Annotated in this window: 23 protein-coding genes; 16 read left to right on the top strand and 7 right to left on the bottom strand. The window is 66.7% G+C overall.

The window, feature by feature from the left end:
- Nucleotides 1-79 precede the first annotated feature (79 nt).
- On the bottom strand, nucleotides 80-502 hold the full coding sequence (locus AB4Y80_RS02080; protein ID WP_442211641.1) for a pyridoxamine 5'-phosphate oxidase family protein: 423 nt from the start codon (nucleotides 500-502) through the stop codon (nucleotides 80-82).
- Nucleotides 503-749: 247 nt separating this feature from the next.
- Between AB4Y80_RS02080 and AB4Y80_RS02075 the strand changes: the two genes are divergently transcribed.
- Both AB4Y80_RS02075 and AB4Y80_RS02070 read left to right on the top strand, forming a co-directional pair.
- Nucleotides 750-1076, top strand: coding sequence for a DUF3040 domain-containing protein (locus tag AB4Y80_RS02075; protein WP_442211639.1), 327 nt, complete (start codon nucleotides 750-752; stop codon nucleotides 1074-1076).
- 133 nt (nucleotides 1077-1209) lie between these two features.
- Nucleotides 1210-1878, top strand: a complete 669-nt coding sequence (locus tag AB4Y80_RS02070; protein ID WP_442211638.1) for a response regulator — start codon at nucleotides 1210-1212, stop codon at nucleotides 1876-1878.
- 26 nt (nucleotides 1879-1904) lie between these two features.
- Here the strand turns inward: AB4Y80_RS02070 and AB4Y80_RS02065 are convergent, their stop codons facing one another.
- Complete coding sequence (locus AB4Y80_RS02065) at nucleotides 1905-3596, bottom strand: GAF domain-containing sensor histidine kinase (RefSeq protein ID WP_442211636.1); 1692 nt, start codon at nucleotides 3594-3596, stop codon at nucleotides 1905-1907.
- Nucleotides 3597-3787: 191 nt separating this feature from the next.
- Between AB4Y80_RS02065 and AB4Y80_RS02060 the strand changes: the two genes are divergently transcribed.
- The 10 genes from AB4Y80_RS02060 to AB4Y80_RS02015 all read left to right on the top strand — a co-directional run bounded on the left by AB4Y80_RS02060 (nucleotide 3788) and on the right by AB4Y80_RS02015 (nucleotide 11684).
- Nucleotides 3788-4258 (top strand): pyridoxamine 5'-phosphate oxidase family protein, encoded by a 471-nt coding sequence (locus AB4Y80_RS02060; protein WP_442211635.1) that lies wholly within the window; start codon nucleotides 3788-3790, stop codon nucleotides 4256-4258.
- A 54-nt stretch (nucleotides 4259-4312) separates the two neighbouring features.
- Nucleotides 4313-5383 (top strand): zinc-dependent alcohol dehydrogenase family protein, encoded by a 1071-nt coding sequence (locus AB4Y80_RS02055; protein ID WP_442211634.1) that lies wholly within the window; start codon nucleotides 4313-4315, stop codon nucleotides 5381-5383.
- Nucleotides 5384-5394: 11 nt separating this feature from the next.
- On the top strand, nucleotides 5395-6036 hold the full coding sequence (locus AB4Y80_RS02050) for an NADPH-dependent F420 reductase (RefSeq protein ID WP_442211633.1): 642 nt from the start codon (nucleotides 5395-5397) through the stop codon (nucleotides 6034-6036).
- Nucleotides 6037-6043: 7 nt separating this feature from the next.
- The gene (locus AB4Y80_RS02045; RefSeq protein WP_442211632.1) at nucleotides 6044-6499 is read left to right on the top strand and encodes a universal stress protein; all 456 of its coding nucleotides are present in this window, start codon (nucleotides 6044-6046) and stop codon (nucleotides 6497-6499) included.
- A 75-nt stretch (nucleotides 6500-6574) separates the two neighbouring features.
- Nucleotides 6575-8446 carry a heavy metal translocating P-type ATPase gene (locus tag AB4Y80_RS02040; protein WP_442211707.1) on the top strand — a complete coding sequence of 624 codons (1872 nt, stop codon included), beginning with the start codon at nucleotides 6575-6577 and terminating at the stop codon, nucleotides 8444-8446.
- Between the two features lie 222 nt (nucleotides 8447-8668).
- Nucleotides 8669-9130 carry a universal stress protein gene (locus tag AB4Y80_RS02035; protein ID WP_442211631.1) on the top strand — a complete coding sequence of 154 codons (462 nt, stop codon included), beginning with the start codon at nucleotides 8669-8671 and terminating at the stop codon, nucleotides 9128-9130.
- Nucleotides 9127-9294 (top strand): hypothetical protein, encoded by a 168-nt coding sequence (locus AB4Y80_RS02030; protein ID WP_442211630.1) that lies wholly within the window; start codon nucleotides 9127-9129, stop codon nucleotides 9292-9294. The genes AB4Y80_RS02035 and AB4Y80_RS02030 overlap by 4 nt, the downstream gene beginning before the upstream one ends.
- A complete protein-coding gene (locus tag AB4Y80_RS02025) occupies nucleotides 9291-9998 on the top strand; it encodes a cytochrome b N-terminal domain-containing protein (protein WP_442211629.1) in 708 nt (235 codons plus the stop codon). Before AB4Y80_RS02030 ends, AB4Y80_RS02025 begins: the two co-directional genes overlap by 4 nt.
- Nucleotides 9995-10948 (top strand): hypothetical protein, encoded by a 954-nt coding sequence (locus tag AB4Y80_RS02020; RefSeq protein WP_442211628.1) that lies wholly within the window; start codon nucleotides 9995-9997, stop codon nucleotides 10946-10948. The genes AB4Y80_RS02025 and AB4Y80_RS02020 overlap by 4 nt, the downstream gene beginning before the upstream one ends.
- Nucleotides 10935-11684, top strand: a complete 750-nt coding sequence (locus tag AB4Y80_RS02015; protein WP_442211627.1) for a VIT1/CCC1 transporter family protein — start codon at nucleotides 10935-10937, stop codon at nucleotides 11682-11684. Before AB4Y80_RS02020 ends, AB4Y80_RS02015 begins: the two co-directional genes overlap by 14 nt.
- 78 nt (nucleotides 11685-11762) lie before the next feature.
- On the opposite strand, the gene AB4Y80_RS02010 is transcribed toward AB4Y80_RS02015, so the two are convergent.
- A complete protein-coding gene (locus tag AB4Y80_RS02010) occupies nucleotides 11763-12020 on the bottom strand; it encodes an SHOCT domain-containing protein (protein ID WP_442211626.1) in 258 nt (85 codons plus the stop codon).
- 226 nt (nucleotides 12021-12246) lie between these two features.
- Here AB4Y80_RS02010 and AB4Y80_RS02005 point away from each other — a divergent pair, with 226 nt between their 5' ends.
- Nucleotides 12247-13272: a zinc-dependent alcohol dehydrogenase family protein gene (locus tag AB4Y80_RS02005; RefSeq protein ID WP_442211624.1), complete on the top strand. Its 1026-nt coding sequence runs from the start codon at nucleotides 12247-12249 to the stop codon at nucleotides 13270-13272.
- A gap of 299 nt (nucleotides 13273-13571) precedes the next feature.
- On the opposite strand, the gene AB4Y80_RS02000 is transcribed toward AB4Y80_RS02005, so the two are convergent.
- The 3 genes from AB4Y80_RS02000 to mgtA all read right to left on the bottom strand — a co-directional run bounded on the left by AB4Y80_RS02000 (nucleotide 13572) and on the right by mgtA (nucleotide 17835).
- Entirely contained in the window at nucleotides 13572-14045 is a 474-nt protein-coding gene (locus AB4Y80_RS02000; RefSeq protein ID WP_442211623.1) for a hypothetical protein, read from the bottom strand.
- 115 nt (nucleotides 14046-14160) lie between these two features.
- Nucleotides 14161-15030: a universal stress protein gene (locus tag AB4Y80_RS01995; RefSeq protein ID WP_442211622.1), complete on the bottom strand. Its 870-nt coding sequence runs from the start codon at nucleotides 15028-15030 to the stop codon at nucleotides 14161-14163.
- Nucleotides 15031-15183: 153 nt separating this feature from the next.
- Entirely contained in the window at nucleotides 15184-17835 is a 2652-nt protein-coding gene (gene mgtA / locus AB4Y80_RS01990; RefSeq protein ID WP_442211621.1) for a magnesium-translocating P-type ATPase, read from the bottom strand.
- Between the two features lie 319 nt (nucleotides 17836-18154).
- On the opposite strand from mgtA, the gene AB4Y80_RS01985 reads away from it, so the two are divergent.
- From AB4Y80_RS01985 to AB4Y80_RS01975, 3 genes are all read left to right on the top strand, one after another.
- Nucleotides 18155-20491, top strand: a complete 2337-nt coding sequence (locus tag AB4Y80_RS01985; RefSeq protein ID WP_442211706.1) for a phosphoketolase family protein — start codon at nucleotides 18155-18157, stop codon at nucleotides 20489-20491.
- Nucleotides 20492-20748: 257 nt separating this feature from the next.
- Nucleotides 20749-22446, top strand: a complete 1698-nt coding sequence (locus AB4Y80_RS01980; RefSeq protein WP_442211620.1) for a molybdopterin-dependent oxidoreductase — start codon at nucleotides 20749-20751, stop codon at nucleotides 22444-22446.
- A gap of 244 nt (nucleotides 22447-22690) precedes the next feature.
- Complete coding sequence (locus tag AB4Y80_RS01975; protein ID WP_442211619.1) at nucleotides 22691-23197, top strand: GNAT family N-acetyltransferase; 507 nt, start codon at nucleotides 22691-22693, stop codon at nucleotides 23195-23197.
- A gap of 17 nt (nucleotides 23198-23214) precedes the next feature.
- Here AB4Y80_RS01975 and AB4Y80_RS01970 read toward each other — a convergent pair whose 3' ends face one another.
- Complete coding sequence (locus AB4Y80_RS01970; protein ID WP_442211705.1) at nucleotides 23215-23940, bottom strand: SOS response-associated peptidase; 726 nt, start codon at nucleotides 23938-23940, stop codon at nucleotides 23215-23217.
- Nucleotides 23941-23995 lie beyond the last annotated feature (55 nt).

The following is a 23995-nucleotide window of genomic DNA, read 5'->3' as shown; positions in this document are numbered from 1 at the left end:
CACCCTAGAGTCGGGTGGCACTCAATACTAGAGTGCGGGAATTAGTCAACAAATAGCTGAGCCAATTCCCGCTCCCCGCTCAGTAACGTTCCGGCTCCGCACCCAGCACAAATCGCCGCCCGCTCACCGACGCCGGGGTGATCTCGACATAGGTCCACTTGCGCGTCGGGATCCAGGGCGCCAACGGGAGAAGGTCGGCGGCATCAATCTCGGTCTGGGACTCCAGCACCCGGGCCGTGCCCTTGACCACCACACTCCACGCCGCGGCGGAGTCGACGTCGTCGACTTCCACGGCGACCAGGGCGTTGATCGTCAATTCCGCCAGCTTGGTCCCCGGATTGGTCCGGATCCAGATCTTGCCCCCCGAGGTGACAAAGTTGATCGGAAACACATCGGGTTGATGTGCGACACTCACGGCCAACCGGCCAAATCGGCGATCCGCCAGCAACTCCCACGCCTCGTCCCGGGACAAAACGACGCCGGGCTCCTCATCACTGTTCATGCTCTGATCATCCAACCACTCCCCTGCGCTGCATAGGGTCCAAGGTCAATTCGGGGAAACACCCCGTCGCGGCCGTGCCGGAACAGTCCTCGGATTGGGGCCTTTGGACCGTGGCATCCTGGCTGATTCGGGGCGATCATGGGATCGTCCCACCATGGGGCGGGGCCATGAACCCATCCAACCGCAACAGGGCTCAAGAAACAGGGCACAAGAAACAGGGCCCACGAAAGGGAGTCGGGGAAGCATCATGGAACTCTCGGAGCACGAAGCACGCATCCTCCAAGAACTCGAAGACGACTTGAGCGCGGACGATCCCCGACTTGCGAGGGCGCTAGGCCGTGCGGAACGCCTCCGCCTCCCGGTCCACCGCAGCATCCTGGCCGCGGCCACGATCGGACTGGGCATCGCCCTGATGGCCTATGCCCTGGCGCTCAGGTCCATCCCCTTGGGCGTTGTGGCCTTTGCGGTCACGACTGCGGGCGCCTATGCCACGTCACTTCCCTTCACCTGGTTCCGGCGGCATCGCCGGAGGACGCCGAAGCATGACGATTCCCGCCAGACGCCGGAGCGGTAGCCCGCCATGCTTGCCCGGCGGCGCCGGCGTGTTGGAGAATGGCCTTTCCAGACGGGCGAGGCGGCGTGCATGGCATCCGAAGCAAGCTTCGCCGCGTTCGCCCCTGGCGTCAGTTAAGGATGTGTTGGACTCGATGGACGCGAGATCACAGGCCCCCGCCCCCGCCCCGGACGGCCCGCGGGCCATTCGGGTTTTCATCCTCGATGACCACGAACTGGTCAGGCTGGGACTGAAGGAACTGTTGGAGGGGCATGGCTTCACCGTGGTGGGCTCCTCCGGCTCCGCGACGGAGGCCACCCGCCTGATCCCGGCCCTGCATCCCGATGTGTCAGTGCTGGACGCCCGGCTGCCTGACGGGACGGGCATTGAAGTGTGCCGGGACGTCCGATCCGTGGATCCGGCCCTCAAGTGCCTGATCCTAACGAGCTACGACGACGAACAAGCTCTCCGCGGGGCCGTGCTGGCCGGAGCGGCCGGCTATGTCCTGAAGGAACTTGGCGGCACCGACCTGCTCACGGCCATCAAGCTCACGGCCGGCGGCAAATCGCTCTTCGACTCGGCCCTGAAGAAAAGGATCATCGCAGGCTTAAGCGTTCCCGCTCCCATGGACCCCCGTGTGGCCGCCCTCACGGCCCAGGAGCGCCGTGTCCTGGAACTCATCGGCCAGGGCATGACCAACCGGCAAATCGGCCAGGAGCTCTTTCTTGCCGAAAAGACCGTCAAGAACTATGTCTCCTCGCTGCTGGCCAAGCTGGGCTTTGAACGACGGACCCAGGCGGCGGTCTACATCACCCGGAAATAGCCTCCTCCCCGGTAGCCGGGCACCGTTCACCGCAACCGGGCGGCCCCATCATGGTTCAGCGGGACCGACCAATGGAACCTCGTGCCGCCCCCCGCGAGACTCTCCGCCTCAAAGACGCCGTCAAGGATCCGGGCCCGGGCTTCCATGTTGGCCAGTCCGCTCCGGCTTTCGGGACTTCCGATCCCGCGGCCGTCGTCGCTGACAGTGACGCTGAGGGACCCGCCACCGGCGGTGACGGCGACGTCGATTTCGGCCGCTTGTGAGTGCCTGGCGGCATTGCTGACGCCCTCGGAGACCACGGCAAGCAGTTGATTGGCCAGATCCGGCGGCACGTGGGAGTCGAGGGGGCCGGAAAGGACGATCCGGGGCGCAAACGGCAAGGACCTGGATACTTTGCGTACCGTATTCAGGATGCGGCTGCTGAGCAGGTCCGTTTCACCCGTGGAAGTCCGCAGGGCATAGATGGTGTCCCGCAATTCCTTGATGGTCGCGTCAAGCTCGTCCGTGATGGCTCGAATGCGCGCAACGCCCAGCGGATCGGTGGTGAAACGGCCCAGGCTTTGGACATTGAGACCGGCGGCAAACAGGCGCTGGATCACGACGTCGTGGAGGTCCTGGGCAATGCGGTCCCGGTCCGTGTACAACATCAGCTGTTCACGGATTCGGTGGGCCTTGGCCAGCTCCAGCGCCAGGGCCGACTGGGTACAGTAGACGGCGACCATCTCGACAACGAGGTATGTAAACAATGCGTGGCCGTTCCCGCGCACCAGGATCAACAGCCCGTGTTCGGCGCCCTTGGTGCCCAGACGCGCCAGCAGCGCCGGACCGGTCCGTCCCCCGAATGCCGGCCCCAGCAAGTCCGATGCCTTCTCCATGGTAGTCGGCTTGCCCGAGGCCAGGACGCCTCGCACGGCCACGGGGTCCAGGTCCAGCAGCCGCCCGACCCATTCCGGCAACGCCTCACCGGCACATGCGAGGACTTCAACCTGTCCTGCCTCGTTCGGTGGGCTGGTGATCAGGGCCAGGACGGAATCGGAGGCTTCGAGGGCGGTTTTGACCACAAACTCGGGGCCGGGCACAATACCCTCCCCCACGGCCCCCATCATGAGGACCGCAACTTTTCTGCCGGCTTCCAGCCAGTGGGTGCGCAATTGCGCCTCGTCGAAGAGCTTCGCGTTCTCGATGGCAAATCCGGCAGCACCGGCAAGGGCCACGGCCAGTTCCTCATCCTCGGCCGTGAACAGCCTGCCGTCCTTCTTCTCCGTCAGGTACAGGTTCCCAAACACCGCGTCGCGGATCCGGATGGGCACGCCCAGGAAGGTCCGCATCGGCGGATGGTGCTTCGGGAATCCGTAGGAGGCGGGGTGGTCATGGAGATTCGTCAGGCGGATGGGTCGCGGCTCACGAATGAGCAGCCCCAGGACGCCGTGACCGGTGGGCAACGGCCCGATGAGCTTGGCAAGGTCGCCGTCGATGCCCTCGGTGATGAAGTGGCTCAGGCCCTTGCCCTCCCCGATCACACCCAATGCCCCGTACCGGGCGTCCAGCAGCCGGCAGGCGGACTGCACGATGCGCCGCAGCACTGCTTCCAGGCTGAGCTCCTCGGCCATGGAAATGACCGCAGAGAGCAACCCCTGGAACCGTTCGTCGGGCAAGTGGGGACGCGGATCCGGTACCTGTGGGCTTGGGCAACCCTCATCCGGGCCCGACTGGTCCATTCGTTGCCTCCATTGAATACCCGCGGCTAAAACGTGCGGGCCATCACGTGAGGTAGCCCGTCCCCTGGGGCCCAGACTACGCCCGCAGGGACAATGCCACCACGTCCCGGCATGGCCGGGGCGGAGGCGACGCGGTCAGGGCAGGCCTTTGTCCCCTACCGGCACCGGCCCCGCGATCCTATGCTCGGCCCATGACGAATAAACCAACACCCACAGAAACGCAGAACCTGCCGATCCACGAGTGCTGGGCCCTGCTGCGTGGCGTATCCGTCGGCAGGCTGGCAGTCTGGGTCACCGACCACCCGGACATCTTCCCCATCAACTACACCGTCGATCACGGCACGGTGGTGTTTCGCACCGGGACCGGCACCAAACTTGCGGCAGTGCACGGCGACCACCCCGTCGCCATGGAGGCCGACGGGGTAGATGCGGACACCGGCATTGCCTGGAGTGTGGTGGTCAAGGGTTCCAGCGAAACCCTGTCATCGACGGAGGATTTGCTGGACAGTTTTTCCCTCCGGCTCTTCCCCTGGCAGTCCGGCCACAAGGACACCTTTGTGCGCATCTCCCCCACGGAAGTCACCGGGCGCAGGTTCCGGGTGACCCCACCGGCGGAGTGGTGGACGGCCCAGGCCAATGCGCCCAAGGCATCCCCCGAGTAGCCCGCACCGCATGGACCCAAGACCCCATCCCCATCCCCATCTGAAGGATGCATCGTGAAAGCCCTGATTTACCGCGGCCCCGGCGAGAAGTCGTGGGCCGAGGCCCCCAAGCCCGGGATTCTCCACCCAGGCGACGCGATCGTGCGGGTCGATACGACCACGATCTGCGGGACGGACCTGCATATCCTCAAGGGCGACGTCCCCACGGTGCAGCCGGGAAGAATATTGGGCCACGAGGGCGTGGGCACGGTGGCGGAGACCGGCCAGGGGGTTCACGACGTGGCGGTGGGCGACCGCGTGCTGATCTCCTGCATCAAGTCCTGCGGCCACTGCCCCAACTGTCGTGCGGGCCTGTACTCGCATTGCCTTGGCGAGGAGGGACAGTCCGGCATCGGCTGGGTGCTGGGCCACCTCATCGATGGCACCCAGGCCGAGTACGTGCGCGTGCCGTATGCGGACAACTCGCTGTACAAACTGCCCGACGGCGTCAGCGACGTCGAAGCGGTCATGCTCTCGGACATCCTGCCCACCGGCTTTGAGATCGGCGTCCTCGCCGGCGGGGTCAAGCCCGGGGATGTGGTGGCCGTGATCGGCGCCGGACCGGTGGGACTGGCTGCGATCGCCACCGCGGGGCTCTGCGGCGCCGGTACCGTCGTGGCCATTGACCGCGATGCCAACAGGCTCCGGCAGGCCATGGAATTCGGGGCGACCGATGCGGTGAACTCCACAGAGTCAGACTGGCACAGCCAGGTCATGGCCCGCACCGATGGTGAAGGAGTCGACGTGGCCATCGAAGCGGTGGGCCTGCCGGAAACCTTCACCATGGCCGTCGGCCTCGCCCGGGCCGGCGGGCGCATTGCCAACGTCGGCGTGCATGGGACCAGCGTCGAGCTGGCCCTGCAGGAGCTGTGGATCCGGAACATCAGCATCAGCATGGGGCTGGTCAACACCAACACCACCCCGATGCTGCTCAAGCTCGTGGCCCGGCACAAGATCCCGGCCGCCAAGTTCGCCACCCACACCTTCACGTTCGAGCAGGTGCCTGACGCCTACGACACCTTTGCCCGGGCTGCCGAAACAAAAGCACTGAAGGTCATCATCACGCGCACCCCCGCACGCTCCTGAAAGGCACCATCATGGAAGAAGTCACCATCATCGGCAACGGGCACATGGCCCGGGCCATCGCCGTACGCATGCTCCAGGGCAGGCACTCCGTGCAAATCCTCGGCCGCAACGGGGAAAAGACCAGGGAACTGGTGGAATTCCTCGGTGCCGGCGCACAAGGCGGCGGCGAGGGGGCAGCCGTCGACGGCGGCATAGTCTTTTTGGCCGTGCCCTTCGAAGAAGGCAAGAACACCGTCCTGGTCTATGGCGAGGCGCTGGCCGGAAAAGTCATCGTGGACATCAGCAATCCCGTGGACCTGGCCACCTTCGACCGCCTGCTGGTCCCGGCCGGGACCTCCGCGGTCGAAGAGATCGCCGGGCACGCCAGCCGGGACGCCCACGTCGTCAAGGCCTTCAACACCTGCCTGGCCAAGCCCCTGGAGGCCGGGACCGTGGCCGGGTTGCCCCTGGACGTCTTCATCGCCGGGGACTCTGAACAGGCCAAGGCCAAGGTCAGCGCCGTCGTGGCCGCCTCCGGGCTGCGTCCGATCGACGTTGGGCCCCTGCGCAGGGCCCGTGAACTGGAGGCCATGATGCTCCTGGTCATGGGCCTGCAGGTCAACCCCGCCCACGACAACTTCAACTGGGACACGTCCCTGAAAATTCTCCCCTAGGAAAGCCATGAACGCCTCACCGGAAGGCTCGGAGCGCATTGTCGTCGGCATTGACGGCTCGGACTACTCCCCGCTCACACTGCAAACCGCTGCCACGATCGCGTCGGCCCTAAATCTTCGCCTAGAGGTCATCAGCTGTTGGAACCGCTCGGACATCTACTTTGCCGCGCAAATCCCCGTCGGCGGGTTTCCGGAAGCGGGCCTGCTTGAGAGCGAAGCGACCCGCCTGGTGGAGGACGCGATCGAACGCGCCTTCGGCCAGGAACGGCCCCAAGGGCTGACCGTGAGCATCAGGTATGGCCATCCCGCCCAGATCCTCATCGAGGCAAGCGCCACCGCCCGCATGCTGGTCTTGGGCCGGCGCGGCCGGGGCGGCTTCCTCGGCCTGCGGATCGGTTCCGTCTCCTCCGCCTGCGTCGCCCACGCCCACTGCCCGGTGGTCGTGGTCAATGACGCGGACTAGGCGCACGGTCCCCCGCCGCCGGCCCGGCCACGTCCCGGAAACGCCGATGAGGTGAACGGCATCCGTCCCCGCCTCATGATCGCGGCCACCTTGGTCGTCGGATTGCTGGTGGTGTTGCTGTCTCTGCTGGGCCAGGGTGTCAGCGCTCAAATCGTCGCCAGCACGTTTGCCGCGGCCGCCGCCGTGCAGCGGGGGGCGGGCATGATCCGCGACATGGTCCAGGGACGGTGGGGCGTGGACATTCTCGCCGTCACCGCCATTGTCAGCACGATCGTGGTGGGCGAATACCTCGCGGCCCTCATCGTCGTCCTGATGCTCTACGGCGGATCGGCGCTGGAAGACTATGCCTCGGGCAGGGCGAAGGCGGAACTTGGGGCACTTTTGGACAGGGTCCCCCAAACAGCGCACCGCGAGGCACCGGGAGGGGCGCTTGAGGACATTGCCGCAACGGAAATCGTGGTCGGGGACGTCCTGGTGCTGCGTCCGGCGGAGGTGGTCCCGGTCGACGGGCAGCTGTTGTCCCCGGAGGGATCCTTCGATGAGTCCGCCATCACCGGCGAAAGCCTGCCGGTGGAGATGGTCCACGGTGATGACGTGCTCAGCGGCTCGGTCAATGGGGCGGCCGCCGTGCGGCTGGCCGCCACTGCGACCATGGCGGACTCGCAATACAGCCGCGTCGTGGCCCTGGTTCGCGAGGCCGCCTCCAGCCGCGCCCCCGTGGTCCGTCTGGCAGACCGCTACGCGGCGCCCTTCACGGTCCTTGCCCTGGTGCTCGGCGGCGCGGCCTGGCTGCTGAGCGGGGAGGCACTCCGGTTTGCGGAGGTCCTGGTCGTGGCCACCCCATGTCCACTGCTCATAGCCGCCCCCGTGGCGTTTCTGGGCGGCATGAGCAGGGCGGCCAGGAACGGGATCATCGTCAAGAACGGCGGGACGCTGGAACAGCTGGCCCGCATCAGGACGGCCGTCTTTGACAAGACCGGCACCTTGACGCAGGGACATCCCACGCTCGAGGAGGTCAGGCTGGCGGGTGGGCCTCCCCCGACCTTTTCCGAGAAGGAGCTGCTGGCCCTGGCGGCATCGGCCGAACTCCACTCTTCCCACGTTCTTGCGTCGTCGGTGGTCGCCTCGGCGCAAAGCCGGGGGCTGGAATTATCCAACCCCACCGACGCGGTCGAACACGCCACCAACGGCGTCGCCGCACTGGTCGACGGGCACCACGTCGTCGTCGGAAAGCGGGCGTTTGTGGCACAAGCCGCCGGCCCCATCGACGAGGAGGTGCTTTCCGGCGGCCAGCTGGCCATCTATGTCGGGATTGACGGCGCCCGCGCCGGCACACTCATCATGCGGGATCCGCTGCGGGAAAACGCCGTGCCGACCCTGGCCGCGCTGGCCGCGCTGGGCATGAACCACGCCGTGATGGTCACCGGCGATGCCGCGGCCACGGCAGGGCACATCGCCCGCCTGGCCGGAATTTCCCAAGTGTGGGCCGGATGCCGGCCCGCGGAGAAGGTCTCCATTGTCGCCAACCTGTCCCTGCGGCCGGTCATGATGGTCGGAGACGGCATCAACGATGCGCCCGTGCTGGCGGCGGCGGATGTCGGGGTGGCCATGGGAGCCAGGGGGTCAACGGCCGCCAGCGAGTCCGCCGACGTCGTCATCCTGGTCGATGACCTCTCCAAGGCCGCCACGGCCGTGCGCATCGGCAAGGACACCATCCGCATCGCGGTGCAAAGCATCTGGATCGGGATCGTGTTGAGCGTGGCGTTGATGGTCCTGGCCGCCATCGGGCTGATCCCGGCGGTGGCCGGCGCGCTCAGCCAGGAACTGGTCGACCTTGCCACCATCCTCAATGCATTGCGCGCGCTTAAGTTTAGGGAGCGCGACGCCGGCACCGGCTCGGCGAAGTCCCAGCACGCAACGCCGCAGCCGGTTCAGGAACTGCGCTGATGAGCGTATCCGCTGCACCGGCGCCCGGGTGCCTCGGAGGTCGGCCGGTCGACCGGCTCGAGTCAGTCCCTTCGTCCCACGGGCGGGTCACCCCCAAACGCGTCAACGACGGCCCGTGCCAGCACCTGCCGCGAGGCACAGGGTACAAGGTCTCTAACGCCCGAGCCGCCGCGGTGGGACGCTGGAACCAGCAGCCGACAAACAGCAAAGGAAATGACCGACATGAGCGAGAGTCGCACCGGAATGCAACCACCCGTGGTGATCGTCGGGGTCGATGGATCCGCCGCTTCCGTGGAGGCCCTGCGCCAGGGCGAACGGTTGGCGACCGCGTTGGGGGCCCGGGTGGAGGCGTTGACGTGTTGGAACTATCCAAGCATGTATGAGACGCCCTACGCGCAGGTGACCCTCGATCTAGAAGGCAGTGCGCGGAAGATCTTGGATGGGGCCCTCGAGAGCGCGTTTGGCTTGGACTGGCCCGAGCACCTCTCCACGCTCGTGATTCAGGGACCGATCCGGGCAAGCCTGCTCGAGGCGAGCAGGAAGGCCATGATGGTCGTCGTCGGCCGGCGCGGCTTTGGCGGGTTCAAGGGATTGCTGATGGGATCCGTCAGCTCGGCCGTCGCGGCCCATGCCGAGTGCCCCGTCCTGGTTGTCCACGCCGCCGCGGAGGGGGACCGACGATGATTGACGGGGTGGTCGCGGCCGCCGGGCCGGTCGCGCCGGGAACATATTTTGGCTGGGGCGCGGTGATGATCCAGTCGGGCAACCTTGCCGTAATCCTCGCCATGCTCGTCCTGTTCATCCTCGCCTTGGTGCTGCCCTTTCCCGGCGGGCGGAGCCGAAAATGAACCGGCACAGCGGGCCTGGCCCGGAAGCGGAGCTCCGTGAAGGAGGCGCCTACACCTGGACGGGCAAATCACGCCGCTGGCTGCTGAATTACCTGCCGCCCGAGAAGCTCCTGCCGCAGGACCAGCCCAGCTACGTGGCCTCCTGGGCCTACGTCTTTGGCATGGGCGCCGTGGCCGGTTTGGTCATTGTCATCGTCTCCGGGGTGGTGTTGGGCCTCAACGGACCCCAGTGGTACCACCTGTCCTCGCTCGGCCATTTTGTCAACAGCGCCCACCTGTGGAGCGTCGAACTCTTCTTCATGTTCATGGTCGTCCACCTGTGGCTCAAATTCTGGATGGCCGCCTGGCGCGGAGGGCGCCTGCTGACCTGGATTACGGGCATGCTGGCATTCCTCGTCTCGATCGTGACCGCATTCACCGGCTACCTGCTGCAGACAAACTTTGACTCCCAATGGATTGCCTTCGAGGCCAAGGACGCCCTGAACGCGGTCGGCGTCGGGGCCTGGTTCAACGTCGCCAATCTGGGCCAGATCTTCATGTGGCACATCACGCTGCTGCCCCTGGCCATCGGCGCCGTCGCAACACTGCACGTCGTACTGGTGCGAGTCCACGGCGTCGTTCCCCCCATCGAAGCGGCCCGCACCGATGCACAGCTTCCCGATTCCAGCGCCGACTCCCCCGAACCGGAGGCGAAACAGTCATGAGCGCCGCCCCACCATCCATGTCGTGGCGGAAAGGCCAGAACATCGCCAGCAGGCCATGGCCAGGGAGTGTCCGCGACTATGACCTGTTCAAGGAGCTCACGGTCGGGCTCGTCGTCGTTGGCCTGCTCGTCCTCGGCCTGTCCGCACTGTTCGGCTCCCCGGACGAGCCCGCCCTGACGCTGGAATCATGGGCGACGGCGGCGCCTGCGGACTTCATTGCCACGGCCACCGCCGAGCTGGGCGGCACCAGTGAGACGGCCGGTTACGGTCCCCCCTACAACGCGACACCCGATGCCTCACAGAAGCTCGGCTTCATCGACCTCCAAAGCCTTTCCGGCGTGCGCCTGCCGATCGACACCGCCAATGACTTCGTCATCAATCCCCTCAAGACCCTGCCCTCCCCGCCCGCATCCCTCACTGCATGGGCCGCGGCCACGGACCAACAGCGCACGGACTGGGCCACCGCCTACGCCGCCGCGCTCTCCACGGCGCCGGACAACGACCCCGCGCAAGTCCGGGCAGGGAACTACGGCCCCGTTCCGGCGTTGACCGCCGCCCTGCTCGCCATGGCGAGCCGCGGCAACTTGGACGGGGTGCTGCAAGACGGGAGTGGATTCTACAATCTGGACACCACCCCCGCCATCCTCTTCCTGGGCGACGGCAGCTACTTCTCCGACCTCGCCACCGCCGCCCACCTCACCGGAGACCAATGGGGCGTGATGAACGAGACCGGCGACACCCCGGGCCAGTCCTGGCTCTGGCTGTTCTCCCTCTTCTACCAGATTGAACCCTTCAAGTCCTCACCCAACGCCGACATACTCGTCGTCGCCACCATGCTGGTGCTCTCGCTCCTGCTGACCCTGCTCCCGCTCATCCCCGGACTGCGCTCACTGCCCCGGCACGTACCCCTCCACCGATTGATCTGGCGGGACTACTATGGCCAACGTTGAGCCGAACACGAGCGCCGCCGGGAGGGCGGGCGGGCACGGAAACGAACCCCACACCTTCAACATCGCCGGACGCCTGAACTGGCTCCGGGCGGGGGTGCTGGGCGCCAACGACGGCATAGTCTCCGTCGCCGCCACCGTCGTCGGGGTGGCAGGAGTGACCAATAAGTCAGCCCCCATCCTCGTGGCCGGCATCGCCGCCGTTGTGGGCGGCGCCGTATCCATGGCTTTGGGGGAATATGTGTCCGTCAGCAGCCAACGCGACAGCCAGCGTGCACTGATTGAAACCGAGCGGCGCGAGTTGGCGGAAGACCCTGAGGCAGAGCTGGCCGAACTCACGGGGCTCTATTTGAAGAAGGGCCTCAGTGCGGCAACTGCGGAGCGGGTGGCCGTCGAACTGACAGCACACGATGCCTTGGCGGCGCACCTCTCCACCGAATTGAACATCAGCGAGGACGATCAAGCCAGCCCCTGGCAGGCCGCATACGCGTCGGCGGCGGCATTCGCCGTCGGTGCGGTGCTGCCCCTGCTGGCCATCCTGCTACCGCCGGCCGCGCTGAGAATTCCGGTGACCTTCCTCGCGGTTCTTCTCGCCTTGGCACTGACCGGAACGCTAAGCGCCGGTATCGGGGGCAGCTCCAAGACCATCTCGGCCACGCGGCTTGTCATCGGCGGGGGCCTGGCCCTTGCGGCGACCTACGGGATTGGCAGCGCGCTCGGAGCGAGCGGGATCATCTAGCGACCGGGGCGGGGGCCGCGGCACCAATCCATCGTCGGCGACTGCTCCGGAAGTGGCCGCCTCCGGCAGTGCGGACCCTCAATCGTGGCGCCTGAGCGCTGTTCTCCGGGCGGTGAATTCCTGCTCGTCGATTTCCCCGCGGGCAAAGCGTTCAGTGAGGATTCGCTCGGCATCGTAGTACGGGGGTCGCAACGTATCCGAACGCTGACTCGGGCGGTCCCGCTTGACGAGCAGCACCACCACAGTGGCCACCCCGCCCCAGAAAATGAGCATCAGTGCGGCCATGACCAACCACGCCCCGGCCCCCCACCCGTTCCCGTCCCATCCATACATCATGATCAGACCTCCTTGATAGACATTACGACTGGGCACTCTCCCTGGACAGAGGACTAGGTCCCGAACCGCCACCACGGGCCCCACCTACCGGCGCAGACGGCATCGGCAGTCTCCCGGGCCCTATTCCGCCAGTGCCCCGTCTCGTTCGTGGATGCGGGAAAGGGGCCTTATGCCCTAGTCCTGCGAGGCGTACACCGTCAGGCTCGGAAGAGGAAAGGAGTGGGTCATGCACGCTTGGTGGGTGGGTGAGCCGGGGCCCATGGCTTCGCGGCCCCTGATCTGGGGCAGCCGGCCGGACCCGAAGCCGGGCCCTGGGGAATTGCTGCTCAGCGTTCGAGCCTGCGGCGTCTGCCGCACCGACCTTCACTTGGCCGAAGGCGACCTCGCGCCGCGGCATCCTGGCGTCATTCCGGGCCATGAAGTGGTGGGAATCGTCCGTGAAGCCGGCCCTGGCTGCACCGTGTTCGAACGGGGCGACCGCGTGGGCGTCCCGTGGCTCGGGAAAACCTGCGGACTTTGTCGATTCTGCCTGCGTGGCGAAGAGAACCTGTGCCTGACACCCACTTTTACCGGTTGGGACCGCGACGGCGGCTATGCCGAGCTCATCACCGTTTCCGAGGCCTTCGGCTACAGAATTCCAGACATCTTCACAGACGAACAGGCCGCGCCGCTGCTGTGCTCCGGCATCATCGGCTACCGGGCCCTGAAGCGGGCCGCCCTGCCAGCCGGCGGCCGCCTCGGCATCTATGGCTTCGGCGGATCGGCCCATCTCACGGCACAAATGGCACGCCACCAAGGCGCCTCGGTCTACGTCATGACGCGCTCGCCGGAGGCCCGCTCGCTCGCCCGGAAGCTGGGAGCCGTGTTCGTCGCAGGACCGGACGACGTCCCGCCCGAACCCCTGGATTCGGCCATCCTGTTTGCCCCTGCAGGGAATCTGGTCCCGGTCGCGTTGCGGGCCTTGGACCGCGGGGGCACCCTTGCCGTGGCCGGGATCCATATCTCCGACATCCCGTCCCTGCACTACGAAACGGAGCTCTTCCAAGAACGCCAGCTGCGCAGTGTCACTGCCAACACCCGGACAGATGGTCAGGAGTTCTTGGCCCTGGCCGCACAAATGTCCTTGTTCCCCACGACCATGACCTATGCCTTCTCTGCCGCTGACGATGCCCTCGCAGACCTGGCTGCAGACCGCGTCACCGGGGCGGCGGTGCTCCGGATGAACGACGACGTCGCACCAGACGGCTCTTGAGGGCACCGGCGCGCCCGGGACGATGTGGCCGCCGTCAGTCCCCCATGCCCGTTACTGCCGGCTTCCATGCCGCGGACGGACCCGGCACCACATCAGATTTCCTTCCGTCGGAAGGGTGCGGCAGCGAGTCCCACCGCAGCGACGCATACCACCAGTGATGTCGTGCCCGGTCAGTGGTCAAAGCTGTCGGTGCCGGTGACAGCTTCCTAGCCGCATTCGTCCTGCGGCTCGCACAGGGCTGCCCAGGCAAGCCCATGGCGCAAATCATTGGGGTTGCAGGCTGCCGGCTTCGGGCCCCTTCACGGATGGTCAAAAACCTTGGGTGGCCGTGACACCGAACTTGTGCCAGGGATGATTCCCAGCACGAGCAGTACAAAAATCAGTTCCCCCACCCCCAGCCCAAAGTAGAGCGCCTGCAGGAACGAGTAGGAGCGAATGATGGCCAATTCCACGAAGATCCAAATGAGCAGTCCAAATCCCGCGGCGGCGGCGGCCGGCAGGGCCCATCGTCGATGACCGGCTATCGAGAGCGCCGCAGTGAGTTGTGTTCCGCCAACGACAACGCCCAGAATGAGGCCCGGTCCCAGGAAGGAATGAAAGGGGCTGCCCTCCAAGGAGGCCAACGGCATGCCAGCGCCGTTGAAGGCGATGGCCATGACCGCACCGGCAAAAGCTGACAGCGCCCCAAAGAACAGGAGAATGACCAGTGCTCCGCGGAGAAAGTTCCAGGGTGCCCGGTGGGGACGGCGGACGGACTGGGGCTTTTCTTGCACGGCCAAGCCTCCAATCAATGTCCAGACTTACCTGGTAGCTGCCACACTAGGAGAGTTCGGGGAGGCCGAACACGGCCAAAAGGCCCTGACTTGAGGACGCAACGCCGCAGCCTGTTCAGGAACTGCGCTGATAGGGTTTTTCCGGTCCCGTGGTCACGAAGGTGGGGCAGGCAATCCGGGAAAGTAGCACCGATCCGACGGAGCCGACCCGCATCCGCTTCACGCTCCCGCGGCCCTGGCCACCGACCACGAGCAGCCCGGCCCCTGCCGCCGCGTTGGCCAGGGCCTCGGCGGGACCGTGCCGGGTGTCGAGTACCCGGTGGACCTCCAGGCGGGGGTGCCGGGCCGCAACGGCCGCAACAGCGGAAGCAAGAATCTCCTCCCCCTCCGTCACCACCCCATCCGGCAGTGACTCGCCCTGCGGAAACCTCCACCCCCGTCCGGCGGGGACGGCGGCGTGAACAATCGTCAGCGCCTGCCGGGACGTTTCCGCCTCCCCGGCGGCCACCCGCAGGGCCCGCCGCGATGCCCGGGAGCCATCCACCCCCACAACCACACCCACGCCCGGGCCCGTGGCGCCGGGAATGATCGCAACCGTGCATGCGCTGCGGGCCACGACCTGCAGGTCGACGGCACCGAAGCCTTCGCCGTGCGCGTCGGCGGGCTTGTCGACGCCCACCACCACCATGGCGGCGCCTTCGGAGAGCTCCCCGAGCACGACGGCCGGTTCGCCCCGTGTGATAACGATGTGAATGGTGGAGGGGGGAATCAGTGCCGCGATTCTGTCCCGTTCCCCTTCCAACGCATGGGCCACCGTCTTGATCGCTGCCGGGGTCAGCGGATCCGCGGTGGACGCCCAGTCATCGGGCACGCTGTGAACCATTTGCAGTTCACTGCCAAACCGTTGGGCACGGCGGGCCGCCCAGTCCAGGGCCGTCCTGGACGCTGCCGACCCGTCGACGCCCACGATGATGGTGCTTGGCATGTGCCCTCCTGTTCTGCGCGTTGTTCTGCGCACTGTTCTGCGCGCGGCGGGCCGGTGGCTGCACGGGGGCGGTACCCGGCTCCACCCCAAGTACACCCGCCGCGGGCACACGCCGATAGAGTATAACGGCCCATCCCTGCCCTGCCGGCGCAATCAGCGGGAGAGGACCGAATGGGGAACGCTGAACCGGGCTGCGCGGCGATGAACATGGTGCGCGTGGTCGCGCCGGCGGACCATCGGCGGAAGTTGCGCGGTGCGGGAAAAGAACCATTTCTTGATGCCCTCCGCCAGGACCAAATACACCACGGTCATGGCCAGCAGGGCCAGGAAAAACGGAACGGGCAGCGGGTCAAAGCCCAGCACCCCGGCCAGGGGTGAGAGCGGCAGCAGCACACCCGCGGCCACCACGCCGAGGGAGGCACCCAGCAGCCCGCCGGAGGGGCGGCTGCGCAAGAACGGCACCCGGCGGGTCCTGATGGCAAAGATGATCAGCGTCTGCGTGGCGATGGACTCGATGAACCAGCCGGCCCGGAATTCCCCGGGGGCCGCCTTGAAGACGAACAGCATCAGGGCAAAGGTGGCAAAGTCGAACAGGGAACTGGCGGGGCCGAAGACGAGCATGAAGCGCCGGATGAAGGCAATGTCCCAGTGGGACGGGGCGATCAGCTGCTCCTGGTCCACACGGTCGCCGGGGATGGCCAGCTGGCCGGTGTCATAAAGCAGGTTGTTCAGCAGGATCTGCCCCGGGAGCATGGGCAGGAAGCTCAACACCACCGACGCTGCGGCGGCGCTGAACATATTGCCAAAGTTGCTGGAGGTCCCCATGAGGACGTATTTGATGGTGTTGGCAAAGATGCGCCTGCCTTCCCGCACCCCTTCGGCCAGGACGCCGAGGTCCTTGTCCATCAGGACAATGTCCGCCGCATCCTTGGCGACGTCGGTAGCGCTGTCCACCGAGATGCCGACGTCGGCGTGGTGCAGGGCCAGGGCGTCGTTGACGCCGTCACCCAGGAAGGCGACGGCCCGGCCCTCCCGGCGCAGGAGGCTGATGACACGGGACTTTTGTTCCGGTGATACGCGGGCAAAGATGCCCACCTCCGGCAGCACCTCGGCCAGTTCGGTGTCCGAGAGCGCGTCCACCTGCACGCCGGTCAGGGTTTTGCGGGATTCCAGCCCCAGGTCCATGCACACCTTTTCCGCTACCCGGGCGTTGTCCCCTGTGGCGATCTTGACGGTGATGCCCAGCTTCGACAGCTCGACCAGGGAGTCCTTGGCATTGGACTTGGGCCTGTCCAGGAAGACCAGGAAGCCGGCGAGCGCCAACCCGCGCTCGTCGATAGGGGAGATCGTGTCCATCCCCGCGGCGGGGCGTGAGGCGACGGCGACGACGCGGGCACCGGCGTCGTACTGTTCATCCAGCAGGGCCTGTGCCTCCCCGGGGACCCCGTCGCACAGCGGCATGACGTCCTCGGGCGAGCCCTTCGTGACGATTTGGCGGTTGCCGGCCGCATCGGCCACGAGGGCACTGGTGCGGCGGCGCCGGTGGTCGAAGGGGATGATATCCAGGCGCCGGTGGCCGGCCGGTTCAAAGTCGCCGGCGGCCGGCGCTTCCCACAGGGCGGCGTCCAGGGGGTTCTGGCCAAGCGTGGAGACGGTGCCGTGCGAGTAGTCGGCCTCGGTGGCGGCCAGGCCCAGGGCAAACAGCCGGGCCGCGGAGATGTCCGGGCGGGCGGGCAGGGCGGCCGTGAAACTGATGCGGCCCTCGGTCAGGGTGCCGGTCTTGTCCGTGACCAGCACATCCATGTCGCCGAGGTCTTCAATACAGACCAGCCGCTTCACGAGCACCGCCCGCTTCGCCAGGGCCCGGGTACCGGCGGCCAGGGCGGTGCTGACGACGGCGGGCAGCAGCTGCGGGGTGACGCCGACGGCGATGGCGAGGGAAAACAGCAGCGAGTCAAGCGGCGGGCGGCCCAGCAGCAGGTTGGCCAGGAAGATCAGCGTGGTGAGGGCGAGCGCCACCTGCAGCAGCAGGTAGGAAAACCGTTTCAGGCCCACCTGGAATTCGGTTTGGGGCTGGCGCTCCCCCAGCCCCAGGGCGATCCGGCCAAACTCGGCCCGGCCGCCGGTGGCGACCACGACGCCGGTGCAGTTGCCGGCCGCCACGACGGTGCCCATGAACAGGCAACACGCCAGGTCACCCAGGGAGGCCTCTGCGACAATGGGGGCGGGCGTTTTGTCCACGGGCAGGGATTCCCCTGTCAGGATGCTTTCATCACAGAGCAGGTCCGAGCCAACCAGCAGCCGGATGTCGGCCGGGATGACAGCGCCCACGGCCAGCCGGACGACGTCGCCGGGCACGAGGGCGACCAGCTCGATTTGGCGTTCCTTGCCGTCCCGAAGGACCACAACGGTGTGCGTGACGCGCGAGTGAAGTGCCTCCGCGGCCCGTTCGGCCCGGAACTCGTTGCTGAATCCCAAACCGACGCTCACCACCAAGATGGCGCCAATGACTATCGAGTTCGTCGCATCCCCCAGGAACATGGACACGCCGGCGGTGACAATCAAGAGGATCAGGATGGGACTGCGCAACTGCCGCCACAGCACCGGCCAGGGGCTGGCCTTGTGCGTGCGCAGGGCGTTGGGGCCGGTCTGCGCCAGGCGGCGTTGTGCCTCACTGCCGGAGAGCCCCTGTGGGGTTGATCCCATCTCGAGGAGGACCTGGTCGGGCGTCAGCCGTGCAGCATGGGCGATGGTGAGTGCCTGAACCGGCGCCCCGGACGCCCTACCGGTCGCCAGGCGGTCCATCGACGTCCCGCCGCCCTGCCCCGGACCGTGTCGGCATCCCGGCGAATTCGGGCCCGTTCCGGGCCGGGCCGACCGCCCCGAACAGCTTGCCCGCACGTCCGCCCATGGCAGCCCCGTCCTTAACGTGTCCGCGGCCGGCCCCAACCGCCCGGCCCAACAGGAACAATACTTGCCCCGTGCAGCGGTGCGCGAAAGGGTACAAGGTCCCTAGCACCCCGCCCGCCACGGTGGGACGCTGAAAGGCACGGGGCCGGCATCGACGCATCACCACAGGGAGTCAATCGTGAATGGCTTGAACGGGGCGACGCAGGAGTGGGACATGCTCGGGCGGTATTGGGCTGCGGCAAATTACCTGACGGTGGCCCAAATCTATCTCCAGGAAAATGTCCTGCTGCGTGAGCCGCTGCGGCCCGAACACATCAAGCCGCGCCTGTTGGGACATTGGGGAACCAGCCCGGGCCTGTCGTTCGTCTATGCCCATCTCAACCGGCTCATCCGCCGCACCGAAGCCCAGCTCCTCCTGGTGGCCGGGCCCGGGCACGGCGGCCCGGCGGTGGTTGCAAATCTCTACCTGGAGGGCAGCTACACGGAGATTTATCCCCGGATTTCCCGCGATGCCGCGGGGCTGCGCCTGCTGGTGCGCCAATTCTCCACCCCGGGCGGCATCCCCAGCCACGTAGGTCCGCCGACTCCCGGTTCCCTCCACGAGGGCGGGGAGCTGGGCTATTCGCTGGCCCATGCCACGGGCGTGGCGATGGACAATCCCGACCTCATTGTCGCCTGCGTCATCGGGGACGGGGAAGCCGAGACGGGACCCCTGGAGGGAGCGTGGAAGGCGCCGGCCTTCCTCAATCCCGGCCGGGACGGGGCGGTGTTGCCGATCCTGCACCTCAACGGGTACAAGATTTCCTCTCCCACGGTGCTGGGCCGCCGGACGGACGGGCAGGTCGCGGCGCTGCTGACCGCGCACGGCTGGGATCCCGTCGTCGTCTCCGGCCACGACCCGGCCCTGGTGCACCACCAGCTGGCCAGGGCACTGGACCACGCGCACGCACGGATCCGCCACGTCCAGGACCAGGCGCGACGGCACGGAGCGGGCGGGCCGGCACGCTGGCCGGCCCTCATCCTGCGCACGCCCAAGGGCTGGACCGGGCCAACCGCCGTGGATGGCGTCCCCGTGGAAGGCACGTTCCGCGCCCATCAGGTTCCGCTGGCCGGGGTCCGGGAAAATCCGGCCCACCTGGCGCAGCTGGAGGCGTGGCTGCGCTCGTACAAGCCGGAGACTCTCTTTGACGCCGGGGGGCACCTGGTGCCCGAACTTGCCGCCCTTGCCCCGCGGGGCACGCTGCGCATGGGAGCCAACCCCTGGGCCAACGGCGGCACCAGTGCGGCCCCGCTGCCGTTGCGCCCGCTGGAGAACTATGCCCTCGACGTCGGCACTCCCGGGTCCACCCTGCACGAGACGACCAGGCCGTTGGGCGAAATGCTCCGGGACATCTACGCCGACACGGCGGACGATCCCCGATTCCGGCTGTTTTGCCCGGATGAGACCACCAGCAACCGCCTCGGCGCCGTTTTCGAGGTCACCGACCGGTGCCTGATGGGGCCGCGCCAGGCCGGGGATGACCATGTTTCACCGGACGGCCGGGTCATGGAAGTCCTCTCCGAACACCTCTGCCAGGGCTGGCTGGAGGGCTACGCCCTCTCCGGGCGGCACGGTCTCTTTGCCACCTACGAGGCCTTCGCGATGGTCAGCGCCTCCATGACCGTCCAGCACGCCAAATGGCTCGCCCATGCGCGGGAACTGCCGTGGCGGCACCCCGTTCCAAGCCTGAATATCCTGCTCACCTCCACGTGCTGGCGCAACGACCACAACGGCTTCAGCCATCAGGGACCGGGCCTGATCGACACCGTCCTGTCCCTGTCCGGATCGGTGGTCCGGGTGTATCTGCCGCCGGATTCCAATACCTTGCTGGCCGTGGCCGAACACGTCCTGCTCAGCAAGGACTATGTCAATCTGGTGGTCGTGGACAAACAGGCCCACCCGCAGTACCTGTCCCTGGACGACGCGCGGCGCCACGCCGCCGCCGGCGCCTCCACCTGGCATTGGGCAGGAAATGAGGACGCCTCCGGGCCGGACATCGTCCTCGCCTGCGCCGGCGACGTGCCGACCGAGGAAACCCTGGCCGCCGCGTGGCTGCTGCAGCGTCATGTGCCCGGGCTGCGGGTCCGCGTGGTCAATGTGATGGACCTGCTGGTGCTGCCTCCCCCGGATGTCCATCCGCATGGCCTCCCCAACGTCGATTTTGAGGCGCTCTTCACCTCGGACCGCGAGGTGATTGTGGCCTGGCACGGGTACGCCCGCGCTTTCCACCAGCTCCTGCACGGTCGCAGGAATCCGGCCCGCTTCCATGTCCGGGGCTACAACGAGCGGGGCACCACCACGACGCCGTTCGACATGGTGGTCCTGAATCGAATGAGCCGCTTCCACCTGGCTTTGGAGGCCCTGCATCGGGTGCCGGGACGGTTCGAGGGAGCCCGCGAGCTGGCGGAGCACTGCACGGCCATGCTCGCCAGCCACGAAAGCTACATTCACGAGCATTTCCAGGACCTGCCGGCAATTCGCGACTGGACATGGACACCGCCACGCGGCTGAGCAACGGACGGAAGCAAGCATGAGAGAGGGGATCCGTCAGCTCGGCCGTCGCGGCCCATGCCGGGTGCCCCGTCCTGGTTGTCCGCGCCGCCGCGGCGACAACCCTACTCGGCAGTATGATCGGGGCAACGAGGATCCCGGCCCACCCGACCCTCTCCGCCTAGAATCGAAGCCCGATGAACGACATGTTGCCAACGCCACCCTCTGCGCCCGGATCCCATGAGTCCGATCCTGTCCACGGTTTCAGGGCCCAGCTGGTGAAAGGCGGCAACGTCATCGATCCGCGGACATTTGCCGGTTCCCTTCCCCAGGACCGCGGCGTCGCTCCCCGGGTGCGCGTCGGGCGGGACAAGTGGTTCAACCTGCTCTGGCTGCTGCCGATCGGCCTAATTCTGGTGATCACTGCGATCGCCGTTGCCAAGGGCCTGCGTGGCCTGCCGTCGGTGCAGTCGTTCATCCACCACTATCCCGGCATGTCCGAGCTGCCCGGGAATGCCCCCGTGGGATTCCCGGCCTGGCTTGGCTGGCAGCATTTCTTGAATCTGTTCTTCATGATCTTTATCATCAGGTCCGGCGCGCAGATCCTCACCGACCACCCGCGGTTGTACTGGACGCGGCACAGCACGCCGGACAGGGAATGGTTCCGCATCCAAAAGCCCGTGCCGGCGGAGCCGCTGTGGACGGCCAAGCAGGACTCCATCAGCCTGCCCCAACAGATTGGCTTGCCGGGGCTGCGACACTCGATCGGCCTCGCCCGCTGGTGGCACCTGGGGGTGGACACGCTTTGGCTGCTCAACGGCGTCGTGTTTTATGTGCTGCTCTTTGCCACCGGGCAGTGGCTGCGACTGGTCCCGCTGCACTGGGACGTCCTCCCCAACGCCCTTTCGGTGGGCATCCAATATCTGTCCCTGGACTGGCCAGTCGAGGCCGGCTGGACCAACTACAACAGCCTGCAGTTGATTGCGTATTTCGTGACCGTCTTCGTCGCGGCGCCGCTGGCACTGGTCACCGGATTGGGTATGTCCCCCGCCCTCTCCACCCGGTTCCGGCGGATCAGCAAGATCCTGAGCATCCAAACCGCACGGTCCCTGCACTTCCTGGTCCTGGTTTGGTTCCTGCTGTTCATCGTCGTTCACGTGAGCCTGGTGGTCACCACCGGTGCCCTGCAAAATCTCAACCACATGTACGCCGGCCGGGACGACGGCTCCTGGGTCGGTTTTTGGGTCTTCGCCGCCTCGATGGTGGTCGTCATTGTCGGTTGGGTTGCGGCAACTCCTTATACGCTCCGCCACCCGCGGGTCATCCAGCGCGTGGGTTACGCCCTGATCGGCCCCGCCCAGCGACTATTTGAGCACATCGACGCCCAGCCGGGTGAATACACGGAGCAGGACATCTCCCCCTACCTGTGGCACAACGGACACTACCCGGACTCCGCGGAGTACAAGGCCCTGCAGGCCGGGGAATTTGCCGACTACCGGCTGCGCATCGACGGCATGGTCGAGAACCCCGTGGACCTGGATCTGCGCCAGCTTCGCGCCCTCCCCCACCACGAGCAGATCACCCAGCACTTCTGCATCCAGGGCTGGTCAGGAGTGGCGAAGTGGGGCGGGGTGTCCATGCAGACCATCCTCGAGCTGGTAAAGCCCCTGCCCCAGGCCAAGTGGGTGGTTTTCTACTCCTTTGGCGACGGACCCGAGCGGGGCATCTACTACGACGCGCACGCCATCGAACAAATGAGCTTCAAGCTGACCATGCTGGCGTACGACATGAACGACGAGACGTTGTCCTTCGGCCACGGCGCCCCGCTGCGCCTGCGCAATGAAACACAGCTCGGTTTCAAGATGGTCAAGTGGATCAAGGGCATCGAATTTGTCGAGGACTTCTCCGAGCTGGGCGGCGGCTTTGGCGGCTACAACGAGGACCACGAATTCTTCGGCTACCGCCAATCCATCTGACCCCCGGGCGCCGTCCCGGACTTGGGCTCCGGGGGACCACCGTCGATTCGCCAGAAATTCGGTGTACGCTCACTTCACGCGGCAACGCCGCCAATTGGGAGGAAACGGGGTTGGCCCGGGCACGATGCCGGGCCACAAAATCGTTATGAACATAGCTGTCAAAGGCGTGGGCGTCTAGCATTGCCTTACGGTCAAAAGATGCCGCCGCGCCGTTGCCTGCACACCGATTTCTAAGGAGCGTTCCATGACTGAGATGGTCACACTCATCGCCAAAACCACGCCGCTGGAACGCGAACTGAAGACGACCTCGCGCACCATCGTGACATCTGACCTGCCCCGGCTCGGCGAACTGTATTTCACCGCCTATGACCCCGGGGTGGCCGGGGAATCGCTGGCCGAAGCGGTCGCCGACATCAAGGCGTCCCTGGAGGGCAAATACGGCAGCTTCCTGCCCGAGGCCTCACATGTTGCCCTGGACGACGACGGCAAGATCGTGGCCGCCGTCCTCGTCGTGGAACACGCGATCGGCGACGACACGCCCGACGCACCGTTCATTATCGAATTGATCACCGATCGCAACCATCGCCGCCGCGGCCTGGCCGAGGACCTGGTCATGGCCACCATGGACACCTTGTTCAACAACGGGCACAAGGACGTGGCCCTGCGGGTGGAAGCCTCCAACTCCGCGGCCCTGGCCCTGTACCTGTCCCTGGATTTCCGCCGCTGGAGCCCGGACGACGGCGACGACTAGGGCCGACGCCGGCCGCGTCACCGGCGCAGCGGCGTCATCAGCTCCGGCGAGTCGTTGCGAACGTTGCCGACCTCCGGCCCCACCGGATCGAGCCGCCACGTGGCGGCCTCTGCATGGGCTTCGGCCAGCACCGTGTCCAGTATCAAGGCCGGGTCCTGCGCCGACGGGTCAAGCCATTCGGCCATGTCGGCGCGGGTCAGCGGCACCGGCAGCCGGTCGTGCAGAGCCGCCAGTTCGCCGTCGGGCGGGGAGGCCATGGTGAGGATGGTGCAGGAGAGCAGCCACTGGTCCGCGGCGCCGGCCGCCTTGGCCGGGTCCTTCCACCACGAGTAGAGGCCGGCAAGGGTGATCAGCGATCCGTCGCGGCTGTGCACAAAATACGGCTGCTTCGTCTTGGCGTCGGGCAGTTTCCGCCACTCGTAGTAGCCCTCGACCGGCACGGCACAGCGCTTGGACTTCAGCGCGGCCCGGAACGTGGGCTTGTCGGCAACGGTCTCGCTGCGGGCATTGAAGGAACGGACCCCGACGCCGGCGTCCTTGGCCCAGGGTGGCACCAGCCCCCACTTGGCCACGTGCACCTGCCGGTGCGGCTCCCCGTCGATGAGGCGCTCGAGCACGATCGGCACGTCGGAGGTGGGCGCCACATTATAGGAGGCCGGCACTTGCAGCCCGTCCTGCGCCTCCGCCTCAAGCTCGGCCACCAGGTCCCCGACGGCCCTGGCCATTACGTATCGTCCGCACATGCTGTCCATGGTGGCATGGTGGGCCCGATAGGGGAATACGGCACCCACCCGGTAG

It is taken from the genome of Specibacter sp. RAF43 (assembly GCF_052114065.1).
Lineage (GTDB): Bacteria > Actinomycetota > Actinomycetes > Actinomycetales > Micrococcaceae > Specibacter.
The sequence above is the reverse complement of the archived record's forward strand: the minus strand, read 5'-3'. Positions and strand labels throughout refer to the sequence as shown.

Bases quoted from the DNA above. Each gene is read 5' to 3' on its own strand.
- AB4Y80_RS02065 (WP_442211636.1), bottom strand. From the start codon at position 3,596: ATGGACCAGTCGGGCCCGGATGAGGGTTGCCCAAGCCCACAGGTACCG.
- AB4Y80_RS02020 (WP_442211628.1), top strand. From the start codon at position 9,995: ATGAGCGCCGCCCCACCATCCATGTCGTGGCGGAAAGGCCAGAACATC.
- AB4Y80_RS02005 (WP_442211624.1), top strand. From the start codon at position 12,247: ATGCACGCTTGGTGGGTGGGTGAGCCGGGGCCCATGGCTTCGCGGCCC.
- AB4Y80_RS01970 (WP_442211705.1), bottom strand. From the start codon at position 23,940: ATGTGCGGACGATACGTAATGGCCAGGGCCGTCGGGGACCTGGTGGCC.
- AB4Y80_RS01985 (WP_442211706.1), top strand. From the start codon at position 18,155: ATGCTCGGGCGGTATTGGGCTGCGGCAAATTACCTGACGGTGGCCCAA.
- AB4Y80_RS02080 (WP_442211641.1), bottom strand. From the start codon at position 502: ATGAACAGTGATGAGGAGCCCGGCGTCGTTTTGTCCCGGGACGAGGCG.
- AB4Y80_RS02035 (WP_442211631.1), top strand. From the start codon at position 8,669: ATGAGCGAGAGTCGCACCGGAATGCAACCACCCGTGGTGATCGTCGGG.
- AB4Y80_RS01995 (WP_442211622.1), bottom strand. From the start codon at position 15,030: ATGCCAAGCACCATCATCGTGGGCGTCGACGGGTCGGCAGCGTCCAGG.
- AB4Y80_RS02045 (WP_442211632.1), top strand. From the start codon at position 6,044: ATGAACGCCTCACCGGAAGGCTCGGAGCGCATTGTCGTCGGCATTGAC.
- AB4Y80_RS02040 (WP_442211707.1), top strand. From the start codon at position 6,575: ATGATCGCGGCCACCTTGGTCGTCGGATTGCTGGTGGTGTTGCTGTCT.
- AB4Y80_RS02060 (WP_442211635.1), top strand. From the start codon at position 3,788: ATGACGAATAAACCAACACCCACAGAAACGCAGAACCTGCCGATCCAC.
- AB4Y80_RS02050 (WP_442211633.1), top strand. From the start codon at position 5,395: ATGGAAGAAGTCACCATCATCGGCAACGGGCACATGGCCCGGGCCATC.
- AB4Y80_RS01975 (WP_442211619.1), top strand. From the start codon at position 22,691: ATGACTGAGATGGTCACACTCATCGCCAAAACCACGCCGCTGGAACGC.
- AB4Y80_RS02015 (WP_442211627.1), top strand. From the start codon at position 10,935: ATGGCCAACGTTGAGCCGAACACGAGCGCCGCCGGGAGGGCGGGCGGG.
- AB4Y80_RS02030 (WP_442211630.1), top strand. From the start codon at position 9,127: ATGATTGACGGGGTGGTCGCGGCCGCCGGGCCGGTCGCGCCGGGAACA.
- AB4Y80_RS02070 (WP_442211638.1), top strand. From the start codon at position 1,210: ATGGACGCGAGATCACAGGCCCCCGCCCCCGCCCCGGACGGCCCGCGG.
- AB4Y80_RS02075 (WP_442211639.1), top strand. From the start codon at position 750: ATGGAACTCTCGGAGCACGAAGCACGCATCCTCCAAGAACTCGAAGAC.
- AB4Y80_RS02025 (WP_442211629.1), top strand. From the start codon at position 9,291: ATGAACCGGCACAGCGGGCCTGGCCCGGAAGCGGAGCTCCGTGAAGGA.
- AB4Y80_RS02010 (WP_442211626.1), bottom strand. From the start codon at position 12,020: ATGATGTATGGATGGGACGGGAACGGGTGGGGGGCCGGGGCGTGGTTG.
- mgtA (WP_442211621.1), bottom strand. From the start codon at position 17,835: ATGGACCGCCTGGCGACCGGTAGGGCGTCCGGGGCGCCGGTTCAGGCA.